This window comes from Azospirillum sp. B2RO_4, from assembly GCF_051124815.1.
Classification (GTDB): domain Bacteria; phylum Pseudomonadota; class Alphaproteobacteria; order Azospirillales; family Azospirillaceae; genus Azospirillum.
The window spans coordinates 526,886-548,209 of sequence record NZ_CP118488.1; the positions used below are offsets into that span (position 1 = coordinate 526,886).

A 21,324-nucleotide genomic window follows, 5' to 3' on the forward strand; every position below is an offset into this window, starting at 1 on the left:
GTCCGCTATCGTCGCGGACTTTCCCCTCCCCGCACTCGGAGACGGCACGACATGACCCGCAACATCGACCGGCTGCTCGACGTGATGGCGCGGCTGCGGAATCCCGACGGCGGGTGTCCGTGGGATCTGGAGCAGACCTATCGCTCCATCGCGCCGCACACGATCGAAGAGGCCTATGAGGTCGCCGACGCCATCGAGAAGGACGACAAGGTCGCCCTGCGCGAGGAGTTGGGCGATCTGCTGTTCCAGGTCGTCTATTACAGCCAGATGGCGCGCGAGGAAGGGCTGTTCGACTTCGACGAGGTGGCCGGCGTCATCACCGACAAGATGATCCGCCGTCACCCCCACGTCTTCGGACCGGAAGAGGTGAAATCGTCGGACCAGCAGACCTCGCGCTGGGAGGACCACAAGGCGGCCGAGCGCGCGGCGAAGGCGGCCGAGGAAGGCCGGGCGCCGTCGGCTCTGGAGGGCGTGATCGCCGGACTGCCGGCGCTGACCCGCGCGCTGAAGCTGCAGAACCGTGCGGCGCGCGTCGGCTTCGACTGGACGGATGCCCGCGACATCCTCGACAAGATCGAGGAGGAAGTGCACGAGTTGCGGGCGGAAATGGACGCTGGTTCGGCTCAGGAACGGGTGGCCGACGAGTTGGGTGACCTGCTGTTCGCGCTGGTCAATCTCGCCCGCCGGCTGAAGGTGGAGCCGGAAGCGGCGCTGCGCGGTACCAACGCCAAGTTTGAACGCCGCTTCCACCGCATCGAAGCGCTGCTGTCGGCCGTGGGGCGCAAGCCGCAGGATGCCACGCTGGACGAGATGGAATCGCTGTGGCAGCAGGCAAAGCGCGAGGAACGCGGCGAAGTCTGACGACTCAATAGCCCCAGCGGTCGAAGGCAAAGGCCCAGCGCCGGCGCACGGCGCTGCGGGCCGGATCCTCCAGATCGTGACGGGCGCGGCGGTAGTCGCGCACCTCGGCGAGGTAGCGCTCCACCCGCGGCCGCACCGGTTCGAACGGGCCGAGTTCAAGCCCGTCATAGATCTCTCCCAGCGTCTCCAGCGGATCGGCGACGAAGCGGTCATAGCGGATTTCCACCAGCCGGCCGGGCGGCAGCAGCGCCCGGTCGCGATCGAACCGCGCCATCATCGCCGGATAGAGATCCAACACCAGCCCGTCCACGGCCTGCGGATCGTAGGATTGCAGCGAGAACTCCCGCAGCAGGGTCAGCAGCATTCGGCGGGTGGAACTGAAGACCTCGTAGGGGTCGCGGTGGATGTGGACGAAGACCGCGTCGGGGCGCAGGGCCAGCAGTTCCGCCAGCTTGGGCGTATGGGCCGGATTCTTGATCAGCAGGCGCCGGCCGCCGCAATAGATCTGCATCTTGGTCAGGTAGAGGTCCATCCGGCGGCGCCACAGGTCGACGGCCTCCGGGCGGCAATCCTCGAACAGCACGCCCCCGCGGAAGGCGCGTCGCAGATGCTTGGGGAAGAAGATGCCGTGGTAGTAGGACAGCGGCTGCATCAGCGCCAGGGCCAGTTCGTCCTCCTGCGGGGAGGTGGGGTCGACCGGCATGGCGTCGATGATGCGGTCGGGCGGCAGCCATTCCTCCAGCCGGGACCGCCAGAAGGAACTCAGGCCCAGAAAGCCCCAGGGCAGGCCGACCGCCAGCGGATCTGGGGCGGCGAAGCGCGGGTCCTGCGCCAGCAGATTCAGCAGATGGGTGGTGCCGCTGCGCCAGTGGCCGAGGATGAACAGCGGCGGTGGCCCTGCGGCCCTGCCCTGCCGCCTCAGCCGCTTCACCCGCCGCTGCTCCAGCAGGTCGAGCGGCGCGCGGATAGCGGCGGCCCCCACCGCGGTCGCGACGCGGTGCAGGTGCAGCGGCCCGACACCGCCGCCGTCGCGCAGAACGGCCGCCAGAGTGACGGCGTCGGCTCCCGCCAACGGGTGGAAGATGCGGTGGCCATTGCGGCGCAGCCAGGGGGTCATGGCGCGTCCGGTCCCGGCCCGGCCGGATAGGCCCTGCCCCGCCATTCGGCCGGCTTTCCAAGGCGGGCGCGCAGCAGCGCCGACCATTGAATCGCCAGCATGATGAGGATTCCGAGCGGGTGCATCAGGGCGCCAACGACGCTCTGGCGGAAGCGGACGGCCAACAGCAGGCGGAAAATCAGCCCGGCCGCCGCCGCCAGCCCGGCCAGGACGACCGCCGCCACGGGCATCGGGTGCAGAGCCGCCCAGCCCAGCAGGACCCAGGGCATCACATGGCCGCCGAACAGCAGCAGGGTCCAGACCGGCAGGGCCGCCGGGGTCGCCATCCCCTCCGTCGCGTTCTTGGAGAAGCCGGACCACACCTCGCGCCAGCCGCGATACATCCGGCAGCGGGCAAGGCCGGTGGCGTCGAACAGGTCGGTCCCCTGCCCGGCCCGGCGGAAAGCCCGCGGCAAAGTCACCCCGTCATGCAGCGAGGCGGCGATGGCGGCATGGCCGCCGGCCGCAAGATAGGCCTCCTTCCTCACCGCGATCAGTTGGCCGCAGGCAGCGCCGAAGCGCGGGTCGGTGGAGCGCCGCATTCCCGCCATCGGCAGGTAGCCGAGCAGGAGGACATGGATCAGCGGGATCACCAGCGCCTCGGCCAGTGTCCCGGTCTCCTCGCGCGGGAAGCCGCTGACCAGACCGTCTCCGCCCGACAGCAGGGCGCCGCTGGTCAGCCGGGCGGCGGCGGGGGAGAGCCGCACGTCGGCATCCTGGAACAGCAGCACAGGATGGCGCGCCAGACATGCCAGCACCTGACAGGCATGCTGTTTGCCCGACCAGCCCGGCGGCAGCGGCGGTGCGGGCTCCAGTCTCACGCGCGGGTCGCGGGCGGCGATGCTGCGGACGATGTCCGCCGTGCGGTCGGTGGAGTGGTCGTCGAGCACCACGACTTCCACTTCGACGCCGCGGCTGAGCAGCGCCGCATCGACCGCGGCAGCGATGCCGGCTTCCTCGTTGCGGGCAGGGATCAGGATGCTGACGGCGGTGCCCAGCGGCGGGGCGGCGGTCGGACGACGATAGAGATACAGGTTGAAGATTCCCTGCCCCAGCGGCAGCAGAGCCAGAACCAGCGACAGCCCGGCGATCAGGTCGATGATGCTGCTCATGGCCGTTTCACCTCCCGCTGCGGCATCCGCCTCGGTCCATCGCTGTGTGCGGCGGAGAAAGCCTGTCCGCCGGCCCAGGCCCGCGCCCGGCGCCACAGGTCGTAAACCCCGCCGATCCCCACCGTACCCTCGATCAGCGTCAGGAAGCGCGCCGGGTCGCGGCTTTGCGCGTCGAGCGCCAGCTGGTCCATCACCGCCTCCAGCCGCCCTTCCAGACCCGCCGCGATTTCCGGCACCGGCAGGTCGGCGAAGCAGGCGGCCTCCATCGGCTCGCCGAAGCGGAGCAGAGCCTCCGGCGTGCGTTCGTCCCAGAACGGGTATTCGACCGCCAGCGGCACCACCAGGGCCGAGGGCATGCGGCGGACCAGATGGGCGATTCCCGGTCGCAGGGTCACCGGGCGGCGGCGCGGATCGGTGAAGTCGCCCTCCGCCGTGATCCACAGCATCGCACGCGGATCGGCCAGGATATGCTCGGCAGTGCGCAGGAAGGTGATGGCTCCGCTGCGGCCGGGTTCCAGCCCGAACAGGCCGATCCAGCGCATGAAGCGGTAGCGTCGCAGCATCTCCGCGTCGATCGGCCCGAAGCCCGGCCGGCCGCGGAACCGGGTGGTCCCCATCACGATCAGCAGGGCGGGATCCCACCAGGACGGATGGTTCAGATAGACGATGACCGGCCGGCCCGCCGGCAGCACCGGCCAGCCCGGCCGCGCCAGCCGCACCGCATGGAAGCCGCGCCGCAAGCGCCGGGCCATCACTCCGCCGAAGAACCAGCAGAGCAGCCGCGACCGTAACGCAACCGGATCGTCGGTCATCCTTTCCGCCATGCCTCCCGCCGCCTTCCGTCAGGCCACGGCGCGAGTGGCGTCAGCCTTGGCGCCGCGCAGGTCTTGGTCCAGGCTGTCGGCGGCGATCCAGCCCGACATCAGCACCATCGGCATGCCCGGCCCCGGATGGGCGGCCCCGCCGGCCAGATACAGCCCCTCCACATCGCGCGAGCGGTTGCCGGGCTTGAAGGCCCCCATGAAGCGGCCATGGCTCGCCAAGCCGTAGATGGCGCCGTTCAGCACATTGTAGCGGTCGTGGATGTCCTGGGGCGTCAGCACATGTTCCACCCGGATGCGGTCCTCCAGATCGGGCATGCCGGCGGTGCGCTTCAACTTGTCGAACACCACCCGGCGATAGGCCGGGAGCATGCGGCTCCAGTCATGGCGCGGGCGCAGATAGGGGGTGTGGACCAGCACATACAGCGCCTCCCCACCCCTTGGCGCGACGCCGGGTTCGGTGCGGGCCGGGGCGGCGATGTAGCAGGTCGGGTCGGGCGCCGGCTCCCCCTGGCCATAAATCCAGTCGAACTCCTCCTCCGGATCGCGGGAGAAGACGAAGTCGTGGTGCAGCAGATGATCATAGGCGCGGTCCAGCCCCAGATAGAACACCACGCCGGAACAGGCCGGCTCGTAGCTGCGGCGTTTGGCGAACCGCTTGGCCGGCTGCCCGCCGACCAGTTCCTGATAGGTCCGGACGGAATCCATGTTCGAGACCGCGGCGGAGACCGGGATGCGCTCGCCGCCGTCGGTCTCGACCGCGACAACGCGCCCGCGCTCCACCTGCAGGCGGCGGACGCCGGTGTTGGTGCGGATGTCGACGCCGAGCCGCCCCGCGACCCGTTCCAGGGCCGCCGGAACGGCGCGGGTGCCGCCCATCGGGTACCAGACGCCGTCGTTGGTCTGCATATGGGCGATGGCGCACAGCACCGCCGGCGAACCGTAGGGGGAGGAGCCGACATACTGGGTGAAATGGTCCAGCATCTGCGCCACCCGCGCATCCGGCACATGGTTGCGGATGGTGCCAGCCACCGTGCTGCCCATGCGCAGGGCCAGCACGTCCGACAGGGTGCTGGCGTTGAAGCTGTTGCGGAAGTTCAGCGTGTCGCCCAGATCCTCCACCGATTTCCAGAAGAAGAAGCGTTCGGAGATGCCATGCAGCCGTTCCGACATTGCCTGGAAGCGGCGATAGCCCTCCCCCGCTCCGCTGCCGGGTGCCAGCCGGTCCAGTTCGGCCGCCATGGTCCCGACATTCTCCGACAGGTCCAGCACCGTGCCGTCGTCGAAGAAGCAGCGCCATTGCGGTTCCAGCCGCACCATCTCCAATTCGCGGTCGAGGTCGCAGCCGGCCTCTTCCAGGATGCGGCGCAGGACGCGCGGCACCGTCAGGATGGTCGGCCCCATGTCAAAGCGGAAGCCGCTGTCCTCCAGCACCGCCGCCTTGCCGCCGACCCAGCCGTTCTTTTCCAGCAGGGTCACCTTGTGCCCGCGCGCCGCCAGCACCACCGCCGCCGCCAGCCCGCCCAGGCCTCCGCCGATCACCGCGATCCGATCCGTCATGCCATTCCCCCTGCAACGGCCTGCCGCAGCATGCCGGACAAACCCATGGTCTTTGTGCGCCAGGGCGTCGGCAGGCCCAGTTCCTGGGCCAGCAGCCGCGCCGTGATGCGTGCGCCTTCGAAGATGACCGGCAATCCGCTGCCGGGATGGGTGCCGCCGCCCACCAGATAGACGCCGTCCAGGTCCTCGAACCGGTTGCGCGGCCGGCGGTGCAGCATCTGGTCCAGACTGTGCGCCAGATTGAAGGTGGCGCCGCGATGGATGGCGAACCGGCTTTCCCAGTCGGCCGGGGTCACCACCCGCTCCACCCGGATGCGACGCTCCAGATCGCCGAGCCCGAAGCCGGCCAGCCGGTCGAGCACCAGCCGGCGGAAATGCGGCGCCTCCGCCTTCCAGTCGATGTGGCCGCGCTGGTGGCCGACCGGCACCAGAATGTAGAGCGTGCTGCCGCCGGGTGGCGCCATCTGCGGATCGGTGACGCAGGCGTTCTGCACGTAAATCGACGGGCGGCGCGGCAGTTCCCGGCATTCCTCGATCTCCGCGAGGTTGCGGGCGTAATCCTCCGCCAGATAGACGGTGTGGTGGTCCAGCCCGTCCACCTTCCCCTCGATGCCGAGATACAGCATGAAAGTGGAGCAGGAGAATTTCTTGGTGGCGAGGCGGGCGTCGCTCCAGCGCCGGCGCAGGTCGTCGGGCACCAGCGTCGTCATCGCCCGCGCGAAGTCGGCATTGATGACCAGCGCGTCGGCGGGATAGTCACCGGCCTCGGTCCGCACGCCGACGGCGCGGCGGCCCTGGAATTTGATGTGGCGCACCGTCTCGTTCAGCCGCACGGTGACGCCCAGGCTTTCCGCCACGCGGCGCATCGCCTCCATCACCGCCTCCGTCCCGCCACGGGGATGGAAGACGCCATGTTCATGCTCCAGGAACGACAGGATGGTGAACAGGCTGGGGCAGCGGAAGGGCGACATGCCCAGATATTTGCTCTGGAACGAGAAGGCGAGGCGGATGCGCGGGTCCTGGAAGTAGCGGGACAGGTCGCGGTCCACCGACCGGTGCGGCGACAGCCGGCCCAGCGCCTTCAGCATCGGCAGCGAGGCCAATGCCCAGGGGCTTGAGAAGTCGGATTCGAGGACCGGGCGGAAGCGCTCCATCTTCTCCCGATTGTCGGCCAGGAAACGCGGCAGTCCTTCGGCATCTTGCGGGCTGAGCTTGGCGATCTCCGCCATCAGCGCCGACATCTGGGCCTGGACGCGCAGTTCGCCGCCGCCTTCGAACACCAGCCGGTAGAGCGGGTCGAGGCGGATCAGGTCGACCTCGTCCGACAAACGCCGACCGCAGGCCTCGAAGATCTCCTCCAGAATGCGGGGATAGAGGAAGAAGGTGGGGCCGCTGTCGAAGCGGTATCCATCCATCGAGAAGCCTGCCGACCGGCCGCCGATGCGGTCCTGCCGTTCCAGCACCGTCACCTTCGCACCCGTAAGCGCCAGGAGCATCGCGGATGCCAATCCACCCGGTCCCGCGCCGATGATCACGACTTGTCGTTCCATGCGCTTGCCAAACGCTCCTGCGCTGCCGAACTCTGTCGTGATGGTTACGAAGCCGGGTCGAAAATGGATCGCAACAACAGTCCCCCTCCTGATGTCGTAACCCTTTCGGTAAGAAATGAAAAATGCCGCTCGTCCGCCGAATACACGGCGTGGAGCGCCCAAGGCATTTCGCTACGACTTTCGGTTATTCGCGGACTTCGCCACCGGATCGCGGCCGATGCCGAAAGGCTCGTGCGATCACTGGAATCACGGCCGGGCCGATGTGCCGCAGAGAGCGTCAGTGCCGAAATCCTGCCGCTGGCGGAGGCCTGCCGGTTCCTGGAACGCGAGGCGGCCGGCCTGCTGGCACCCAGGCGGCTGGGACGGCGCGGGCGCCCGGTCTGGCTGTTCGGCGTGGAGGCGGAGGTGCGGCGGGAGCCGCTTGGCAGGGTGCTGATCGTCGGGCCGTCCAACTACCCGCTGCTGCTGCCGGGCGTGCAGGCGGTCCAGGCGCTGGCGGCCGGCAACCGGGTGCTGGTCAAGCCGGCGCCGGGTTGCGGCGCGCCGATGGTCCTGCTGGGGGAATGGCTCACGGAGGCCGGTCTGCCGCCGGGATTGTTCCGGGTGCTGGACGAGTCCGCCGGGGCGGTCGCAGAAGCCATCGCGGCCGGCATCGACAAGCTGGTGCTGACCGGATCCGCCGACACCGGCCGGGCGGTGGCGGAACTTCTCGGCCGCCATCTGGTGCCCTCGACGATGGAGCTGTCGGGCAACGACGCCGTCTTCGTTCTGCCGGGTGCGGAGGTCGAGCAGGTCGCCCGCGCGTTGTCCTTCGGCCTGCGGCTCAACGGCTCCGCCACATGCATCGCCCCCCGCCGGGTCTTCGTTCCGCAAGGGATGGCGGCAGGTCTGGAGGATGCTCTCGTGGGGCAGGTCGCCGCGATTCCGCCGGTGCCGGTTTCCCTGCCGGTGAGACGCCGGCTCGCCACCCTGGCGCGCGATGCGGTGGCGGAGGGGGCGCGTGCGCTGGGGATTGTGCCGACGGAGGAGCACCCCGCCATGACACCGCTGATCCTTGCCGACGCACGGCCCGGCATGGCGTTGCTGCGCGAGGAGATTTTCGCCCCGGTCCTGTCGCTGGTCCCGGTTCGGGACATGGGGGAGGCGCTGGAGGCGGCGGCGCGCAGCCCCTACGCGCTGGGGGCGTCGGTCTTCGGACCGGTGGCGCAGGCCCGTGAATTGGCGGGACGGATCGATGCCGGGACGGTGACGATCAATGACCTGATCGTGCCGACCGCCGACCCGCGCCTGCCCTTCGGCGGACGGCATGCCAGCGGCTGGGGCGTCACGCGCGGGGCCGAAGGGCTGCTGGAGATGACGCAGGTGAAGACCGTCTCGGTGCGCAGGGGGCGGCTGCGCCCGCATCTCGACGCTCCGCGCGAGGGCGACGACGCGCTGATACTGGCGGCCCTGCGCCTGTTCCATGGCGGCCCCGGTACCCGAACCGATGCGATCCGGCGGATGGTGCAGGCGGTGCGTGGACGATCCCGTATTTGACGATTCTGTATTTGACGGTGGATGACAGAATGCTTGCCTTGATCTTCGCCTTTTTGATCGGTGCCGTCTCCGGTTCGCGCACGCTGCTCGCTCCGGCTGCCGTCAGTTGGGGTGCCTATGGCGGCTGGCTCGACCTGTCGGGAAGCTGGCTGTTCTTCCTGGCGCACCCGGTGTCGCCCTGGGTCTTCACCGCCCTGGCGGTGGTGGAGCTGATCGTCGACAAGCTGCCGACCACTCCCAGCCGCAAGCTGCCCTTCCCCTTCGCCAGCCGCATCGCCGGCGGAGCCATCGCCGGGGCCGCCATCGGGGCGAATGCCGGATTCTGGGTCGGCGGACTGGTCGCCGGCGGCATCGGCGCCGTCGCAGGCACGCTCTTCGGCCATGCGATGCGCATGCGGATGGCCGCCGCTTTCGGCCGCGACCGCCCCGCTGCCCTGATTGAAGACGCGGTGGCGCTGGTCGCGGCCGTACTGATCGTCGCGGCGGCGTGACGGATCTCTATCCGTCGACGCCCTCCAGCCGGTCGGACAGTCCCGCATCCAACCCGGCATAGCCGTTGCGGATGCGTGCCTCCAGCATGGCGGTCTCGGGCAGCAGACGGGTCATGTGGAAGCGGGCCAATCCGATGCGCGCATCGAGGAACACCGGGTCGTAGCCGTCCGGTCGCCGGGCCGCGGCAGAGGCGGTCAGAGCCCACATCCAGCCATAGGCGACCAGCGCGGTCAGCCGCAGCAGGTCGGTCGCCCCAGCCGCCCCGTCTCGCGGATCGCGCCCCTCCTGGCGCAGCCAGCCGGCCAAGCCGCGCAGCCGGTCGGCAGCACTTCGCAATGGCTCAGCCAAGTCGCCGGTCGCCGGATCGTCGGCCAGCGTCGCCGCGGCATCCTCCACCGCGTTGAGCATCCGCTTCAGCGGCCGGCCGCCATGCAGACCCAGCTTGCGCTGCACGAGGTCGAGCGCCTGGACGCCGTTGGTCCCCTCATAGATCTGCGTCGCCCGCACGTCGCGGACCAGCTGCTCGACGCCGTTGTCGCGGATATAGCCGTGGCCGCCCATCACCTGCTGGGCCAGCACCGCCGCCTCGAAGCCGAAGTCGGTGCCAGCGGCCTTCACCACCGGCGTCAGCAGCGCCGCCCAATCCTCCGCCTCCTCCGCCAGAGACGGATCCTTGGCGGCGCGGTCGAGCCACAGCGCCACCCATCCGGCGAGCGCCCGTCCGGCATCGGTCAGCACGCGGGCGGTCAGCACCATCCGCCGCACGTCGGGATGATGCAGGATCGGGTCGCCATCACCTCCGCCGGGCGTCCTGCCCTGTACGCGTTCCCGCGCATAGGCCAGGGCCGCCTGCGCTGCGCGCTCCCCCACGCCGATACCCTGGATGCCGACGAACAGCCGTTCGTGATTCATCATCGTGAACATGGCGGCGAGCCCGCGGTGCGGTTCTCCCACCATCCAGCCGACGGCCCCGTCATAGGACACCACGCAGGTGGGCGAGGCGTGCAGCCCCATCTTGCGTTCGACCGACAGCACCGACCAACCGTTGCGGGCGCCATCGGGCAGGCGCTTCGGCACCACGAACAGGCTGATGCCGCGGGTGCCCGGCGGTGCATCGGGCAGGCGGGCCAGCACCAGATGCACGAGATTCCCGGTCAGGTCATGGTCGGCCGAGGAGATGAACATCTTCTGCCCGGCCAGCCGGTAGCTGCCGTCGCCCACCGGCACGGCCTGCGTGCGCAGAAGCCCCAGGTCGGTGCCGGCCTGCGGTTCGGTCAGCGCCATGGCACCGGTCCAGTCGCCGGCCAGCATCGGCGGCAGGCAGCGCTCCTTCACCGCCGCGTCGCCATGGGCGGCGAGCGCCCGGATGGCGCCCTGGGTCAGGCCGGGGGTGATGCTGAAGGCGAGGTTCGCCGCGCAGACCATCTCCGTCACCAGCGTGTCGAGCAACGCCGGCATCCCTTGCCCGCCATAGTCCGGGTCGCCGGCCAGCCCGTTCCAACCGCCCTCGCGCCAATGCCGCCACGCCTCGCCGAAGCCGGCGGGCATGCGCACGCCGTCGCCCTCGACCCGCGCTCCCTCCTCGTCGCCGGAACGGTCGAGCGGCAGCAGCACGTCCACTGCCAGCCGCCCGGCCTGGGCCAGCACCGCGTCGAGCAGGTCGGGCGTCGCGTCCTCCCAACCCGCTGCGGCAAGCGCGTCGGGAGCCTTCAGCACCTCGTTGACGAGGAAGCGGACGGATTGCAGCGGCGGTTCATAAGCGCTCATGCGGCGGTCTCGCTGCCCACGGATTCGCCATAGGCGCGGCGGAGTTCGCGCTTCAGCAGCTTGCCGGCGGTGTTGCGCGGCAGGGTGTCGACGAAATGCACCTGCTTGGGCAGCTTGAAGGGCGCCAGATGGCCGCGGCAATGGGCGATCAGCCCTTCCGCGTCCACGCTCTGGCCGCTGCGCAGCACGACGAAGGCGGTCACCGCCTCGATCCATTTCGGGTCGGGCAGAGCCACCACCGCGACCTCGGCGACGGCGGGGTGCGTGTAGATCGCCTCCTCCACCTCGCGGCTGGCGACCACCACGCCGCCGGTGTTGATGACGTCCTTGATGCGGTCGACGATGTAGAGATAGCCGGCCTCGTCCAGATAGCCGACGTCGCCGGAATGGAACCAGCCGCCCTGGAAAGCCTCCTCCGTCTCACGCTCCTTGTCCCAATAGCCGACCATCAGCTGGGGGGAGCGGTGGACGATCTCGCCATGGGTGCCCGGCGGCGCATCGTTCATATCCAGATCGACCACCCGCGTCTCGACATTCAGCACCGGGCGGCCGGCGGAGGCGGGGCGTTCCTCGTGCTCTTCCGGCGAGAGCACGGTGGCGAGCGGACCGATCTCGCTCTGGCCGTAGCAGTTGAAGGCACGGGCGTTGGGCAGGCGCCGGCGAAGCTCCTGCAGCACCGGAACCGGCATGATCGAGGCGCCGTAATAGAGCTTTCCCAGCGATCCCAGATCATGCGCGTCGAAATCGGCATGGCGCAGCAGCCCGACCCATACGGTGGGCGGCGCGAAGAAGGAGGTGATCCGGTGCGCCTCGATCAGTTCCAGGCACTGCTTCAGTGCCGGGGCCTGGATCAGCTGCGTGGTGGCGCCGACCATCAACTGCGGCATCAGGAAGACATGCATCTGCGCCGAATGGTAGAGCGGCAGCGCCGCCAACGCCCGGTCGCTCTCGGCGAAGCGGCAGTCGTGGATCGCGCTTTCATACTCCGCCAGCAGGCTGCCGTGGGTCATCATCGCGCCCTTCGGCGCCGCCGTGGTGCCGGAGGTGTAGAGAAGCTGGACCACCGTGTCGGCATCCACCACCACCTCGATGTCCGCCGATGCGCCGGCATCCTGCGCGATGGCCAGCACGTCCAACTCGCCGCTGCCGGCGGCCAGCGTCCCGGTCCATTCCAGCCGCGCGGCGTCACCGGCATCGGCCAGAGGACCGGCGAGATCGGCGTCGTGCAGCACCATCCGCGCGCCGGACTGGGTCAGGATGTACGACAGTTCCTCCCCCGTCAGGGCGTAATTGACCGGCACATGGATGAAGCCGCCGACCGCGCAGCCCAGCCACGCCACGACATAGGCGTCGGAATTGCGCCCGAAGGCCGCGACCCGGTCTCCCCGCTTCAGGCCCATGTCGGTGAACCGCCGCGCCACCCGCTTCGCGGCGGTGTGCAGGTCGGTGAAGCTCCACTCCCGCCCCTCGAAGCGGAGTGCGATACGGCCGCCATGCCGCCGCGCCGCCCGCGCCAGAGCGCCGCCGATGCTGATGCCGCGCGCTGCGGCGATCGCGTTGTTCGCAACGTCCATAGGCATGCGTGTCCTCCCGGTATTCTTCATTTTTACTGCTGGGAACCAAAGTTACTTGAAAGTAGGATCGGAAACAAGTTTGCTTAACCAACGGACAAAAGCTGCCCCTGGACATCGGCACCGGCAAGTGGGAAAGCGGGGGGCCGGGAAGCCCCGGGGAGTGGTTTTGGGAATTGAGCGAAGGGAGCCTGCGCCGCATGTCGGACTCGCCATGGAAGACTGCCGCCGACCGCCGCAGCGAGCGCGAGGAAAAGCGGGTCGCCGTGCTGCGAACCGCGGCGCAGGCGTTCAACGAGCTTGGCTACCACGCCACCTCGCTGGATGACATCGCCCGCCGGCTGAACGTCACCAAGCCGACCATCTATTATTACGTGAAGAACAAGGAAGAGATCCTGTTCGAGTGCGTGCGGATCGGGCTGGAACTGCTCGACAACGCATCAAGCGAAATGATCGGCCATGGCGGCAGCGCCTATGACGAGCTGGTGGCGGTGATGACCACTTATGTCGGCATCGTCACCATGGATTTCGGTATGTGCGTGATCCGCGTCGGCGAGGAGCCGCTGACCGAGGAGAGCCGCCGCACCCTGCGCGGTCTGAAGCGCCGCATCGACCTGAAATTCCGCAGCCTGATCGAGCGTGGCATCGCAGAAGGCAGCATCGCCCCCTGCGATCCGAAGATCGCCGCCTTCACCCTGTCGGGTGCGCTCAGCTGGGTCGCGCGCTGGTATCGTCCGGACGGCGACCTGGACCCGGCGGAGATCTCCCGCCAATCCATCGCCCTGCTGCTGAACGGCCTGCGCCCGCGGCCTGAATGATAGGCCGGAAGTGCGGGAATCGTTGGAATCGACACGTCTATGATCGGCCGCTGAACTACCTCCTACGCATATCTGGGTATGAAGAAAAAGGGGTCATCCGCGACCGTTTGCCGGCAATCCGCAACGGCCAAGTTTGCGTAGAACGATCCTTGAGAGGCACCTGAACCAAGGATCGTCCAAAATCATGACCGTCAAGCTGACAGATGCGCAGGCGAAGCGTCTTGCCACCTTCTCCATCACAGATGACGATCTGGCCCGGCTGCGGGGCAACCGCGAATTCGCGGAGCGGCGGCTCCCCGCGCTTCTTGACGAGTGGCACAAGCATTTCGACGCCTGGCCGGAGATCCAGGCGGCGCTGAAGCAGCCCGACGTGCACGCCGCCCGTCTGGATCACTGGACGCGGGCGGCGTCCGGCCGGATCGATGCGGAGTTCACCGAATCCGCAAAGCGGCTCGCGACCCTGTTCTATCGGAACGGCGTTCCGGCCTACGCGGTGTCGATCTGCCATTACATCGTCAGTTCCAATATCGCCCGTGAGCTTGGCCTGACCGGCGGCGATGACGGTCTTGCCGCCAACCTGTTCGGTGCCGCCGCCCGCCGAACCCGCGCCGCCCAACTGGAGACGCTTAACAAGATCGCTTGGTTCGACATAGAGCTGCTTCTCGAGACCTATCAGGCAGCGGAGGAGGAGAGCAAGCGCGCCACGCTCGACCGGCTCGCCGGTACTTTCGAGGACAGCGTGAAGGGCATCGTGGAGGGCACGGTCGCCGCCTCCAACCAGATGCAGGCCCATGCCCAGCGCATGTCGGAAATCGCCAGCAGCACCAGCCGCCGCTCCTCCGACGTGGCGTCGGAAACCGAGGTCACCTCGGCCAGCATGCAGACGGTGGCCGCGGCGACCGAACAGCTCTCCATCTCCATCTCCGACATCAGCCGCCACGTCACGGAATCGTCCCGCATCTCCTCCTCCGCGGTCGATGAGGCGGAGCGGACGAAGAGCACCGTCAGCGGGCTTGTCGAGGAGGCCAAGCGCATCGGCGACGTGGTCAAGCTGATCAGCAACATCGCCAGCCAGACCAACCTTCTGGCGCTGAACGCTACAATCGAGGCGGCGCGGGCCGGCGAGGCGGGCAAGGGCTTCGCCGTCGTCGCCAACGAGGTGAAGCACCTCGCCAACCAGACCGCCAAGGCGACGGAGGACATCTCCAGCCAGATCGCCGGCATGCAGAGCGCCGCCGGCAATGCCGCCGAGGCGATCCACGCGGTCGGCCGCACCATCACCCACATCAACGAGATCGTCACCACCGTCGCCGCCACGGTGGAGCAGCAGACCGCCGCGACCCAGGAAATCACCCGGAACGTGCAGGAGGTCGCGGTCGGCACCCGCCGTGTCACCGATTCCATCGGTCAGGTGACGCAATCCTCGTCGGAGACCGGCGGCATCGCCCAGGAGGTGCTGGCCGCCGCCGGCCTGCTGCACCGGCAGGCGGACGACCTGAACCGCGGCGTCGGTGATTTCCTGACCCGCATCCGCACCGCCCGCTGATCTGCGCACCCGCCGCGCATGGCTGCCGCGCCCGTTCACCTGCTGGACGGGCATGGCCGGCGGCAGGCAGCATGCCGGGGACGCAAATCATTTGTACAGGTAAGAGTTCGTGGTCTGGACAAGGCACGGGGCTGAGGGGGGCTGGCCGAAGCTCCGCGCGCGGGCGATGGCGCAATGGGCGGGACTGCTCGCCCTGTCGGCCGCGGTGACGTTGGGACTGGAAGCGGTCGGGTTGCCGGCCGCCTGGCTGATCGGGCCGATGATCGGAGCCATTGCGCTCGGCGTCGGCGGAGCCTCCATCCGGGTGCCGCCGTCGGGCTTCACCATGGCCCAGGCGATCATCGGCTGCCTCGTCGCGCACGCCGTCACCGCGTCGATCCTGCTGTCCATCGCGCGGAACTGGCCGCTGATGCTGGGGACCGTCGGGCTGACGGTGGTGGTCAGCGGCATCGTCGGCTGGCTGTTCGTCCGCTACGGCAGCCTGCCCGGCACCACCGCCGCCTGGGGCGTGTCGCCGGGTGCCGCCGCCGCCATGGTCGCCATGGCCGGGGAATACGGGGCCGACGCCCGGCTGGTGGCGGTGATGCAGTATCTGCGCGTGGTTCTGGTGGTGCTCAGCGCCTCGCTGGTCACGCACGCGCTGACCGCCGCCCCGGACGGCGGCGCCCTGCCGGTGGCGCCGGTGGAGGCGCTGGACCTGCGCGGGCTGGCGGCGACGCTGCTGGTCGCCGGGCTGGGCGGCTGGATCGGCCAGCGCTTCCGCATTCCCTCCGGCGCGCTTCTCGTGCCGATGGTGCTGGGCGCGCTGGTCCAGGCCGGCGCCGGCGTGACCCTGCAACTGCCGCACCTGCTGCTTACGGTCACCTATACCGTCATCGGCTGGAGCATCGGCCTGCGCTTCACCCGCGAGGTACTGCGCCACGCGATGCGCGCCGTGCCGCAGATGCTCCTGTCGACCGGGCTGATGATCGCGCTGTGCAGCCTGTCGGCCTGGGTGCTTGTCACACTGCTGCCGACCGACCCGCTGACCGCGTTCCTCGCCACCAGTCCGGGCGGGCTCGATTCCGTGGTGGTGATCGCATTGGGCACCGGCGTGGATTTGCCGCTGGTGCTGGCGCTGCAGACCTTGCGGCTGTTCGTGGTGGTGCTGTCCGGGCCGCCGATGGCCCGGCTGATCGCCCGTTACGCCTGAATCCTGCGGGGTCCGCTGCCCGCGTGCGCAACCAGCTCGGCTTCGATGGCGGCGGCCAGATCTTCGATGCGATAGGGCTTTGCCAGCACGCGGAAGCCGTCCATGCCGCCGACATCCTCGGCATAGCCGGTGGTCAGCACCACCGGCAGGCCGGAGCGCAGCTTCTGCGCCTCGCGCGCCAGTTCCACCCCGTTGAGGTTGCCCGGCATGACCACGTCGGTGCAAAGCAGGTCCGCCGCCTCCCCATTGCGCAGGCGTTCCAGCGCCTCGCGCCCGGTCGCGGCATGGGCGACGGCATAGCCCATGTCGGTCAGCGCCGCGCTGACCACCGGCGCCACCACCAGATCGTCCTCAACCAGCAGAATGCGGACACCCTGTCCGGGCGATGTCGCGCGCTCGGCAACGATGCCGGGTTCCATGGCGTCCAATTGCGCCCGCGGAAGCAGCAGGGTGACGACCGTCCCCTCCCCCGGCCGGCTTTCCACCGATGCCGTACCGCCTGATTGGCGGGCGAAGCCATAGACCTGCGACAGACCGAGCCCGGTTCCCTTGCCCACCTCCTTGGTGGTGAAGAAGGGCTCGAAGACCCGGGCGGCGATGTCGGGTGACATGCCGGTTCCGGTATCGGACACGCGGACGCGGACGAAGTCGCCGCACAACCCCTCGGGCGTGCGGTCTTCGAAAGTCACGTTCGCGGCGGAGACGATCAGCCGGCCTCCGCCCGGCATGGCGTCGCGCGCATTGACCGCAAGGTTCAGCATGGCGAGTTCGAACTGAACCGGATCGGCCTCGGCCCCCCACAGGCCGGGCGCCAGTTCCATCGACACGTGGATGTCGGCGCGCAAGGCGCGTTCCAGCAGCCCGTTCATGCCCAGCAGGCGGTTGCGCAGGTCGAACGGTTCGGGGCGCAGGCTCTGCTTGCGGGCGAAGGCCATCAACTGCTGGACCAGACGCGCGCCGCGGTCCACCGCCTGCCGCCCGGCGTCGAGCAGCGGCGGAATGCCGGGCTGCAGGCCGGCGCGCCGGCCGATCATCTGCAGACAGCCGGACACCGCCTGCAGCAGGTTGTTGAAGTCATGGGCGATGCCGCCGGTCAGCTGGCCGATGGCCTCCATCTTCTGGCTCTGGCGCAGCAGGTCGCGGGCATGCTCCAACTCGGCATCGCGATCCCGTTCCGCGGTGACGTCGCGCGCGACGCAATAGAGCAACCCCTCCGCCGGGACCGCGGTCCAGGACAGCCAGCGATAGCCGCCGTCCTTGCAGCGGAACCGGTTCTCGAAACGCAGCGTGGTCACACCCTTCGCCAGCCGCGTCAATTCCGCCGCCGTGCGGCTGTGATCGTCGGGATGCTCCATCCACCGGGTACGGCGGCCGACGATCTCCTCCTCCTCCCAGCCGAGCGTGCGGGTCCAGGCCGGGTTGACGCTGATGATCGTACCGCTCGCATCCGCCACGCACAGCAGGTCCTGCGACACCGTCCAGATGCGGTCGCGTTCGCGGGTGCGCTGGGAAACGCGCTCTTCGAGTTCGCCGTTCAGACGGCGGAGCGCTATCTCCGCCCGCTTCAGATCGGTGATGTCGTGCAGGGTTCCGACCAGCCGGGCCGGCCGGCCATCGGCATCGTATTCGATGCTGGCCCGCCGGGCGATCCAGCGCTCCTCCCCGCTGTCGGCGCGGCGAATCCGGTATTCCGCGAACAGTTGCGGCCCCTTCTCGTCGCCGCGAAAGGCATCGGCCGCCATCCAGCGATCATCCGCATGAACCAGATCGCGGAACAGCGAAGACGGTGCCGACTTCATGGGCGACAGTCCCCACAGGTCGAAGAACATGTCGGAACCTTCAACCCGATAGGTGGTGAGGTCCAGTTCGAAGCCCCCGACCTGCCCGGCCTCCTGCGTGCGGCGAAGGCGGGCCTCGCTCCGCTCGGTGGCCTGCATTGCCTTCACGCGATCCGTCGTCTCGATGACGGTGCACAGCACGCCGGCCACCCGTCCGGTCTCGTCCGGCACCGGGCTGTAGAACAGGTCGCACCACACCTCCTCCGGCGGGCCGTTGCGCTCCAGCATGAAGAGATGTCCGGTGTGGGTCTGCACCTCTCCCCGGAAACCCTTCTCCAGAATCCGGCGGTTCCAGTCCCAGATCTCCGGCCAAATGCCCGGCACGGTGCCGCCCAGTGCCTGCGGATGCTTGCCGCCGGCGATCAGGGCGTATCCGTCATTGTAGATCATCCGGTGTTCCGGACCCCACATCAGCACCATCGGGATCGGAGAATGAACGATCAGGTCGACAATCGTTCTCAGGCTGCCTGCCCAGCTCTCGATCGGCCCGAGGCATGTGCTCGACCAATCGAAGTCGGCGATGAGAGAGCCCACGACGGTGTCCCGCAACGACAAATCTTGTCCGGTGCCGATGTCGCTGGGGGGCAAGGCATATCTCCGTCGGTGCGTCCCGATGCGACGTCTTCGTCTAAATACGTTTTTTGGCTATTCCGTTCAATCGGCCGCTTGGCTAGTCCGATGGCCTGCCGGGTACCCGCAGGGCCGTTGCACCCCTGCATCCGCTGGACGTATCCTTGGTTCCCCCCTCATGCCCGATCCCGGGCCCGCTACCGGAGTGCCGCGGCAATGTCCGACCGTCCCCACCGTCCCGAAACCATCGCTGCCGGCGCCCTGGGCTTCGAGGATGCGGCCAGCGGCGCGGTCATCCCGCCGATCCACCCGTCCACGACCTATGTCCGCGATCCCGACAACGGCTATGGCCGCGGCCGGGTCTATGCCCGCGCCGACAACCCCACCTTCGACATTCCCGCGCGAACGATCACCGAACTGGAAAAGGGCGCCGACACGCTGTTGTTCGCTTCCGGCATGGCGGCGGCGACCGCGGTGTTCCAGGCCCTGGATCCGGGCGACCATGTGCTGGTGCCCGACGTCATGTACTGGGCTTTCCGCAACTGGGTGCACGGCCCCGCCACCCGCTGGGGGCTGAAGGTCGAGGGGGTGGACACCAGCGACACCGACGCGGTGCGCGCGGCCCTCCGCCCCGGACAGACGCGACTGGTCTGGGTGGAGACGCCGGCCAACCCGCTGTGGACCGTCACCGACATCGCCGCCGTCGCCGAACTGGCGCACGAGGCCGGGGCATGGCTTGCGGTGGACAGCACGGTCGCCACGCCGGTGCTGACCCGGCCGATCGAGCTGGGCGCCGACATCGTCATGCATTCGGCGACCAAATATCTGAACGGCCATTCGGACGTCGTCGCCGGCACCCTGACCGCCGCCCGCAAGGACGAGTTCTGGGGCCGCATCAAGGCGGTGCAGAGCCAGCAGGGCGGCATCCTCGGCAGCTTCGAGGCGTGGCTTCTGCAGCGCGGCCTGCGCACCCTGTTCGCCCGCGTCCGCTGGCAGAGCGCCGCCGCCATGACCCTGGCGGAGCGGCTGACCGCCCATCCGCGGGTGGCGGAGGTGCTCTATCCCGGCCTGCCCGGCTTCCACGGCCACGGCATCGCCTCGCGCCAGATGACCGGCGGCTATGGCGGTATGCTGTCCATCCGGGTGAAGGGCGGCACCCAGGCCGCCATCGACACCGCCGCCCATGTCGGCATCTGGCGCCGCGCCACCTCGCTCGGCGGGGTCGAGAGCCTGATCGAGCATCGCGCCAGCATCGAAGGCCCGACCTCCCCCGTGCCGGGCGACCTGCTGCGCCTGTCGGTCGGCCTGGAGTCGCCCGACGACCTTTACGACGACCTGGATCAGGCGCTCGGCAAGGCACTCAGCCAGGGCTGAGCCCCGGGACATATCGACGCGGCACCGGCGGCATGCGCTTTTCCGAGTACCCCCAACGCGGATAGGGCTTGACAGTGAGAATGATTCGCGACGTTATTCGCTGAGAATAAGTCGCACTTGCTGTCAAACACCGACCACCGACGTTCGAGGAGACCTCCATGTCGAAGCGCGCTGCCGGCTTCGCCGCCGTAGCCGTCGTTGCCCTGCTGCCGTTCGCCGCCCAGGCGGCCGGCCCGGCCTACAAGGACGTGGCGAAGAATTACGCCGACATCGCCCATGCCGCCTACCAGGACGCCACCAACGGCGCCAAGGCGCTGAAGAAGGCGGTGGACGCCCTGGTCGCCAACCCGACCGAGGATAATCTGGCGAAGGCGCGCGAGGCCTGGAAGGCCGCCCGCGTTCCGTACATGCAGACGGAAGCCTTCCGCTTCGGCAATCCCATCGTCGACGAGTGGGAAGGCAAGGTGAATGCCTGGCCGCTGGACGAGGGCCTGATCGATTATGTCGACGAGGGCTATGCCGGCGGCGAAAGCAACCCCTACGCCAAGGCGAACGTCATCGCCAACCCGAAGATCACGGCCGGCGGCAAGACCATCGACGCGACCAAGATCACCAAGGAACTGCTGGCCGACAAGCTGCACGAGGCCGGCAAGGTCGAGGCGAACGTCGCCACCGGCTACCACGCTGTCGAGTTCCTGCTGTGGGGCCAGGACCTGCACGGCACCGGTCCGGGCGCCGGCGAGCGCAAGGCGACCGACTATGCCAAGGGCAAGGACTGCACCAACGGCCACTGCGACCGCCGTGCGCAGTATCTGAAGGTCGCCACCCAGATGCTGGTCGACGATCTGTCCGAGATGACGGCCGATTGGGCCGCCAAGGGCAAGGCCCGCGTCTCCATCGCCAAGGCACCGGAGGGCGAAGGCGTCGCCCGGATGCTGACCGGTCTCGGCTCGCTGAGCTACGGCGAACTGGCCGGCGAGCGCATGAAGCTCGGCCTGATGCTGCACGACCCGGAGGAGGAGCATGACTGCTTCTCCGACAACACCCACAACTCTCACTATTACGACGAAGTCGGCATGGTGAACGTCTACAACGGCAGCTACAAGCGCACCGACGGCAAGACCGTGTCGGGCGCCTCGCTGTCGCAGCTGGTCGCCGCCAAGTCCGCCGACGCCGACGCCGCGGTGAAGACCGCCATGGGCAACACCATGAAGGCGATGCAGGCGATCAAGGACACCGCCGACAGCGGCAAGATGGCCTACGACCAGATGATCGCCGCCGACAACGACGAAGGCAACAAGCTGATCGCCACCGCCGTCGACCGTCTGGTCGACCAGAAGAAGGCGCTGGAAGGCGCCGTCTCCGCGCTGGGCGTCTCGGTCAGCGTCCAGGGCTCCGACAGCCTCGACGATCCGTCGAAGGTCGGCAAGTAAGCCCTTCTGCCCGGCTCCGGTCCCGCGCCGTCCCGCGCATGACCGAACCACCCGCGCTTCCCTTCCGGGCCGATCCGGCGAGGGGCGGAAGCGGGATCGGGGCCGGTCTTTTTTCCCGCCTGAAGTT

Annotated in this window: 16 protein-coding genes; 8 read left to right on the forward strand and 8 right to left on the reverse strand. The window is 68.8% G+C overall.

The window, feature by feature from the left end; genetic code table 11:
* The first annotated feature begins 51 nt into the window (after nt 1-51).
* Complete coding sequence (gene mazG / locus PWS46_RS22990) at nt 52-861, forward strand: nucleoside triphosphate pyrophosphohydrolase (RefSeq protein WP_434623177.1); 810 nt, start codon at nt 52-54, stop codon at nt 859-861.
* 4 nt (nt 862-865) lie between these two features.
* Here the strand turns inward: mazG and PWS46_RS22995 are convergent, their stop codons facing one another.
* From PWS46_RS22995 to crtI, 5 genes are read right to left on the reverse strand one after another with little or no spacing between them, the layout of a single operon-like run.
* Nucleotides 866-1,978 (reverse strand): sulfotransferase family protein, encoded by a 1,113-nt coding sequence (locus tag PWS46_RS22995; RefSeq protein WP_434623178.1) that lies wholly within the window; start codon nt 1,976-1,978, stop codon nt 866-868.
* Entirely contained in the window at nt 1,975-3,129 is a 1,155-nt protein-coding gene (locus tag PWS46_RS23000) for a glycosyltransferase (protein WP_434623179.1), read from the reverse strand. Before PWS46_RS23000 ends, PWS46_RS22995 begins: the two co-directional genes overlap by 4 nt.
* Entirely contained in the window at nt 3,126-3,941 is an 816-nt protein-coding gene (locus PWS46_RS23005; protein WP_434623180.1) for a lysophospholipid acyltransferase family protein, read from the reverse strand. Before PWS46_RS23005 ends, PWS46_RS23000 begins: the two co-directional genes overlap by 4 nt.
* Nucleotides 3,942-3,971: 30 nt before the next feature.
* On the reverse strand, nt 3,972-5,510 hold the full coding sequence (locus PWS46_RS23010) for a phytoene desaturase family protein (RefSeq protein ID WP_434623181.1): 1,539 nt from the start codon (nt 5,508-5,510) through the stop codon (nt 3,972-3,974).
* Nucleotides 5,507-7,060 carry a phytoene desaturase family protein gene (gene crtI, locus PWS46_RS23015; RefSeq protein ID WP_434623182.1) on the reverse strand — a complete coding sequence of 518 codons (1,554 nt, stop codon included), beginning with the start codon at nt 7,058-7,060 and terminating at the stop codon, nt 5,507-5,509. Before crtI ends, PWS46_RS23010 begins: the two co-directional genes overlap by 4 nt.
* Before the next feature lie 63 nt (nt 7,061-7,123).
* Between crtI and PWS46_RS23020 the strand changes: the two genes are divergently transcribed.
* The gene (locus PWS46_RS23020) at nt 7,124-8,596 is read left to right on the forward strand and encodes an aldehyde dehydrogenase family protein (protein WP_434623183.1); all 1,473 of its coding nucleotides are present in this window, start codon (nt 7,124-7,126) and stop codon (nt 8,594-8,596) included.
* Nucleotides 8,597-8,625: 29 nt separating this feature from the next.
* Nucleotides 8,626-9,087: a DUF4126 domain-containing protein gene (locus tag PWS46_RS23025; protein ID WP_434623184.1), complete on the forward strand. Its 462-nt coding sequence runs from the start codon at nt 8,626-8,628 to the stop codon at nt 9,085-9,087.
* A 7-nt stretch (nt 9,088-9,094) separates the two neighbouring features.
* Here the strand turns inward: PWS46_RS23025 and PWS46_RS23030 are convergent, their stop codons facing one another.
* Nucleotides 9,095-10,855: an acyl-CoA dehydrogenase gene (locus tag PWS46_RS23030; RefSeq protein ID WP_434623185.1), complete on the reverse strand. Its 1,761-nt coding sequence runs from the start codon at nt 10,853-10,855 to the stop codon at nt 9,095-9,097.
* A complete protein-coding gene (locus PWS46_RS23035) occupies nt 10,852-12,435 on the reverse strand; it encodes a fatty acyl-CoA synthetase (protein WP_434623186.1) in 1,584 nt (527 codons plus the stop codon). Before PWS46_RS23035 ends, PWS46_RS23030 begins: the two co-directional genes overlap by 4 nt.
* 191 nt (nt 12,436-12,626) lie before the next feature.
* Between PWS46_RS23035 and PWS46_RS23040 the strand changes: the two genes are divergently transcribed.
* From PWS46_RS23040 to PWS46_RS23050, 3 genes are all read left to right on the forward strand, one after another.
* Complete coding sequence (locus PWS46_RS23040; protein WP_434623187.1) at nt 12,627-13,244, forward strand: TetR/AcrR family transcriptional regulator; 618 nt, start codon at nt 12,627-12,629, stop codon at nt 13,242-13,244.
* Nucleotides 13,245-13,428: 184 nt separating this feature from the next.
* Nucleotides 13,429-14,790: a methyl-accepting chemotaxis protein gene (locus PWS46_RS23045; protein ID WP_434623188.1), complete on the forward strand. Its 1,362-nt coding sequence runs from the start codon at nt 13,429-13,431 to the stop codon at nt 14,788-14,790.
* A 109-nt stretch (nt 14,791-14,899) separates the two neighbouring features.
* Nucleotides 14,900-15,982, forward strand: coding sequence for an AbrB family transcriptional regulator (locus tag PWS46_RS23050; RefSeq protein WP_434623189.1), 1,083 nt, complete (start codon nt 14,900-14,902; stop codon nt 15,980-15,982).
* Here the strand turns inward: PWS46_RS23050 and PWS46_RS23055 are convergent.
* Entirely contained in the window at nt 15,973-18,240 is a 2,268-nt protein-coding gene (locus PWS46_RS23055) for a PAS domain S-box protein (RefSeq protein ID WP_434623526.1), read from the reverse strand. The two genes, PWS46_RS23050 and PWS46_RS23055, sit on opposite strands and share 10 nt — an antisense overlap.
* Nucleotides 18,241-18,606: 366 nt before the next feature.
* Between PWS46_RS23055 and PWS46_RS23060 the strand changes: the two genes are divergently transcribed.
* Both PWS46_RS23060 and PWS46_RS23065 read left to right on the forward strand, forming a co-directional pair.
* The gene (locus tag PWS46_RS23060; protein WP_434623190.1) at nt 18,607-19,764 is read left to right on the forward strand and encodes a trans-sulfuration enzyme family protein; all 1,158 of its coding nucleotides are present in this window, start codon (nt 18,607-18,609) and stop codon (nt 19,762-19,764) included.
* 158 nt (nt 19,765-19,922) lie between these two features.
* On the forward strand, nt 19,923-21,197 hold the full coding sequence (locus tag PWS46_RS23065; RefSeq protein ID WP_434623191.1) for an imelysin family protein: 1,275 nt from the start codon (nt 19,923-19,925) through the stop codon (nt 21,195-21,197).
* The last annotated feature ends 127 nt before the right edge of the window (nt 21,198-21,324 follow it).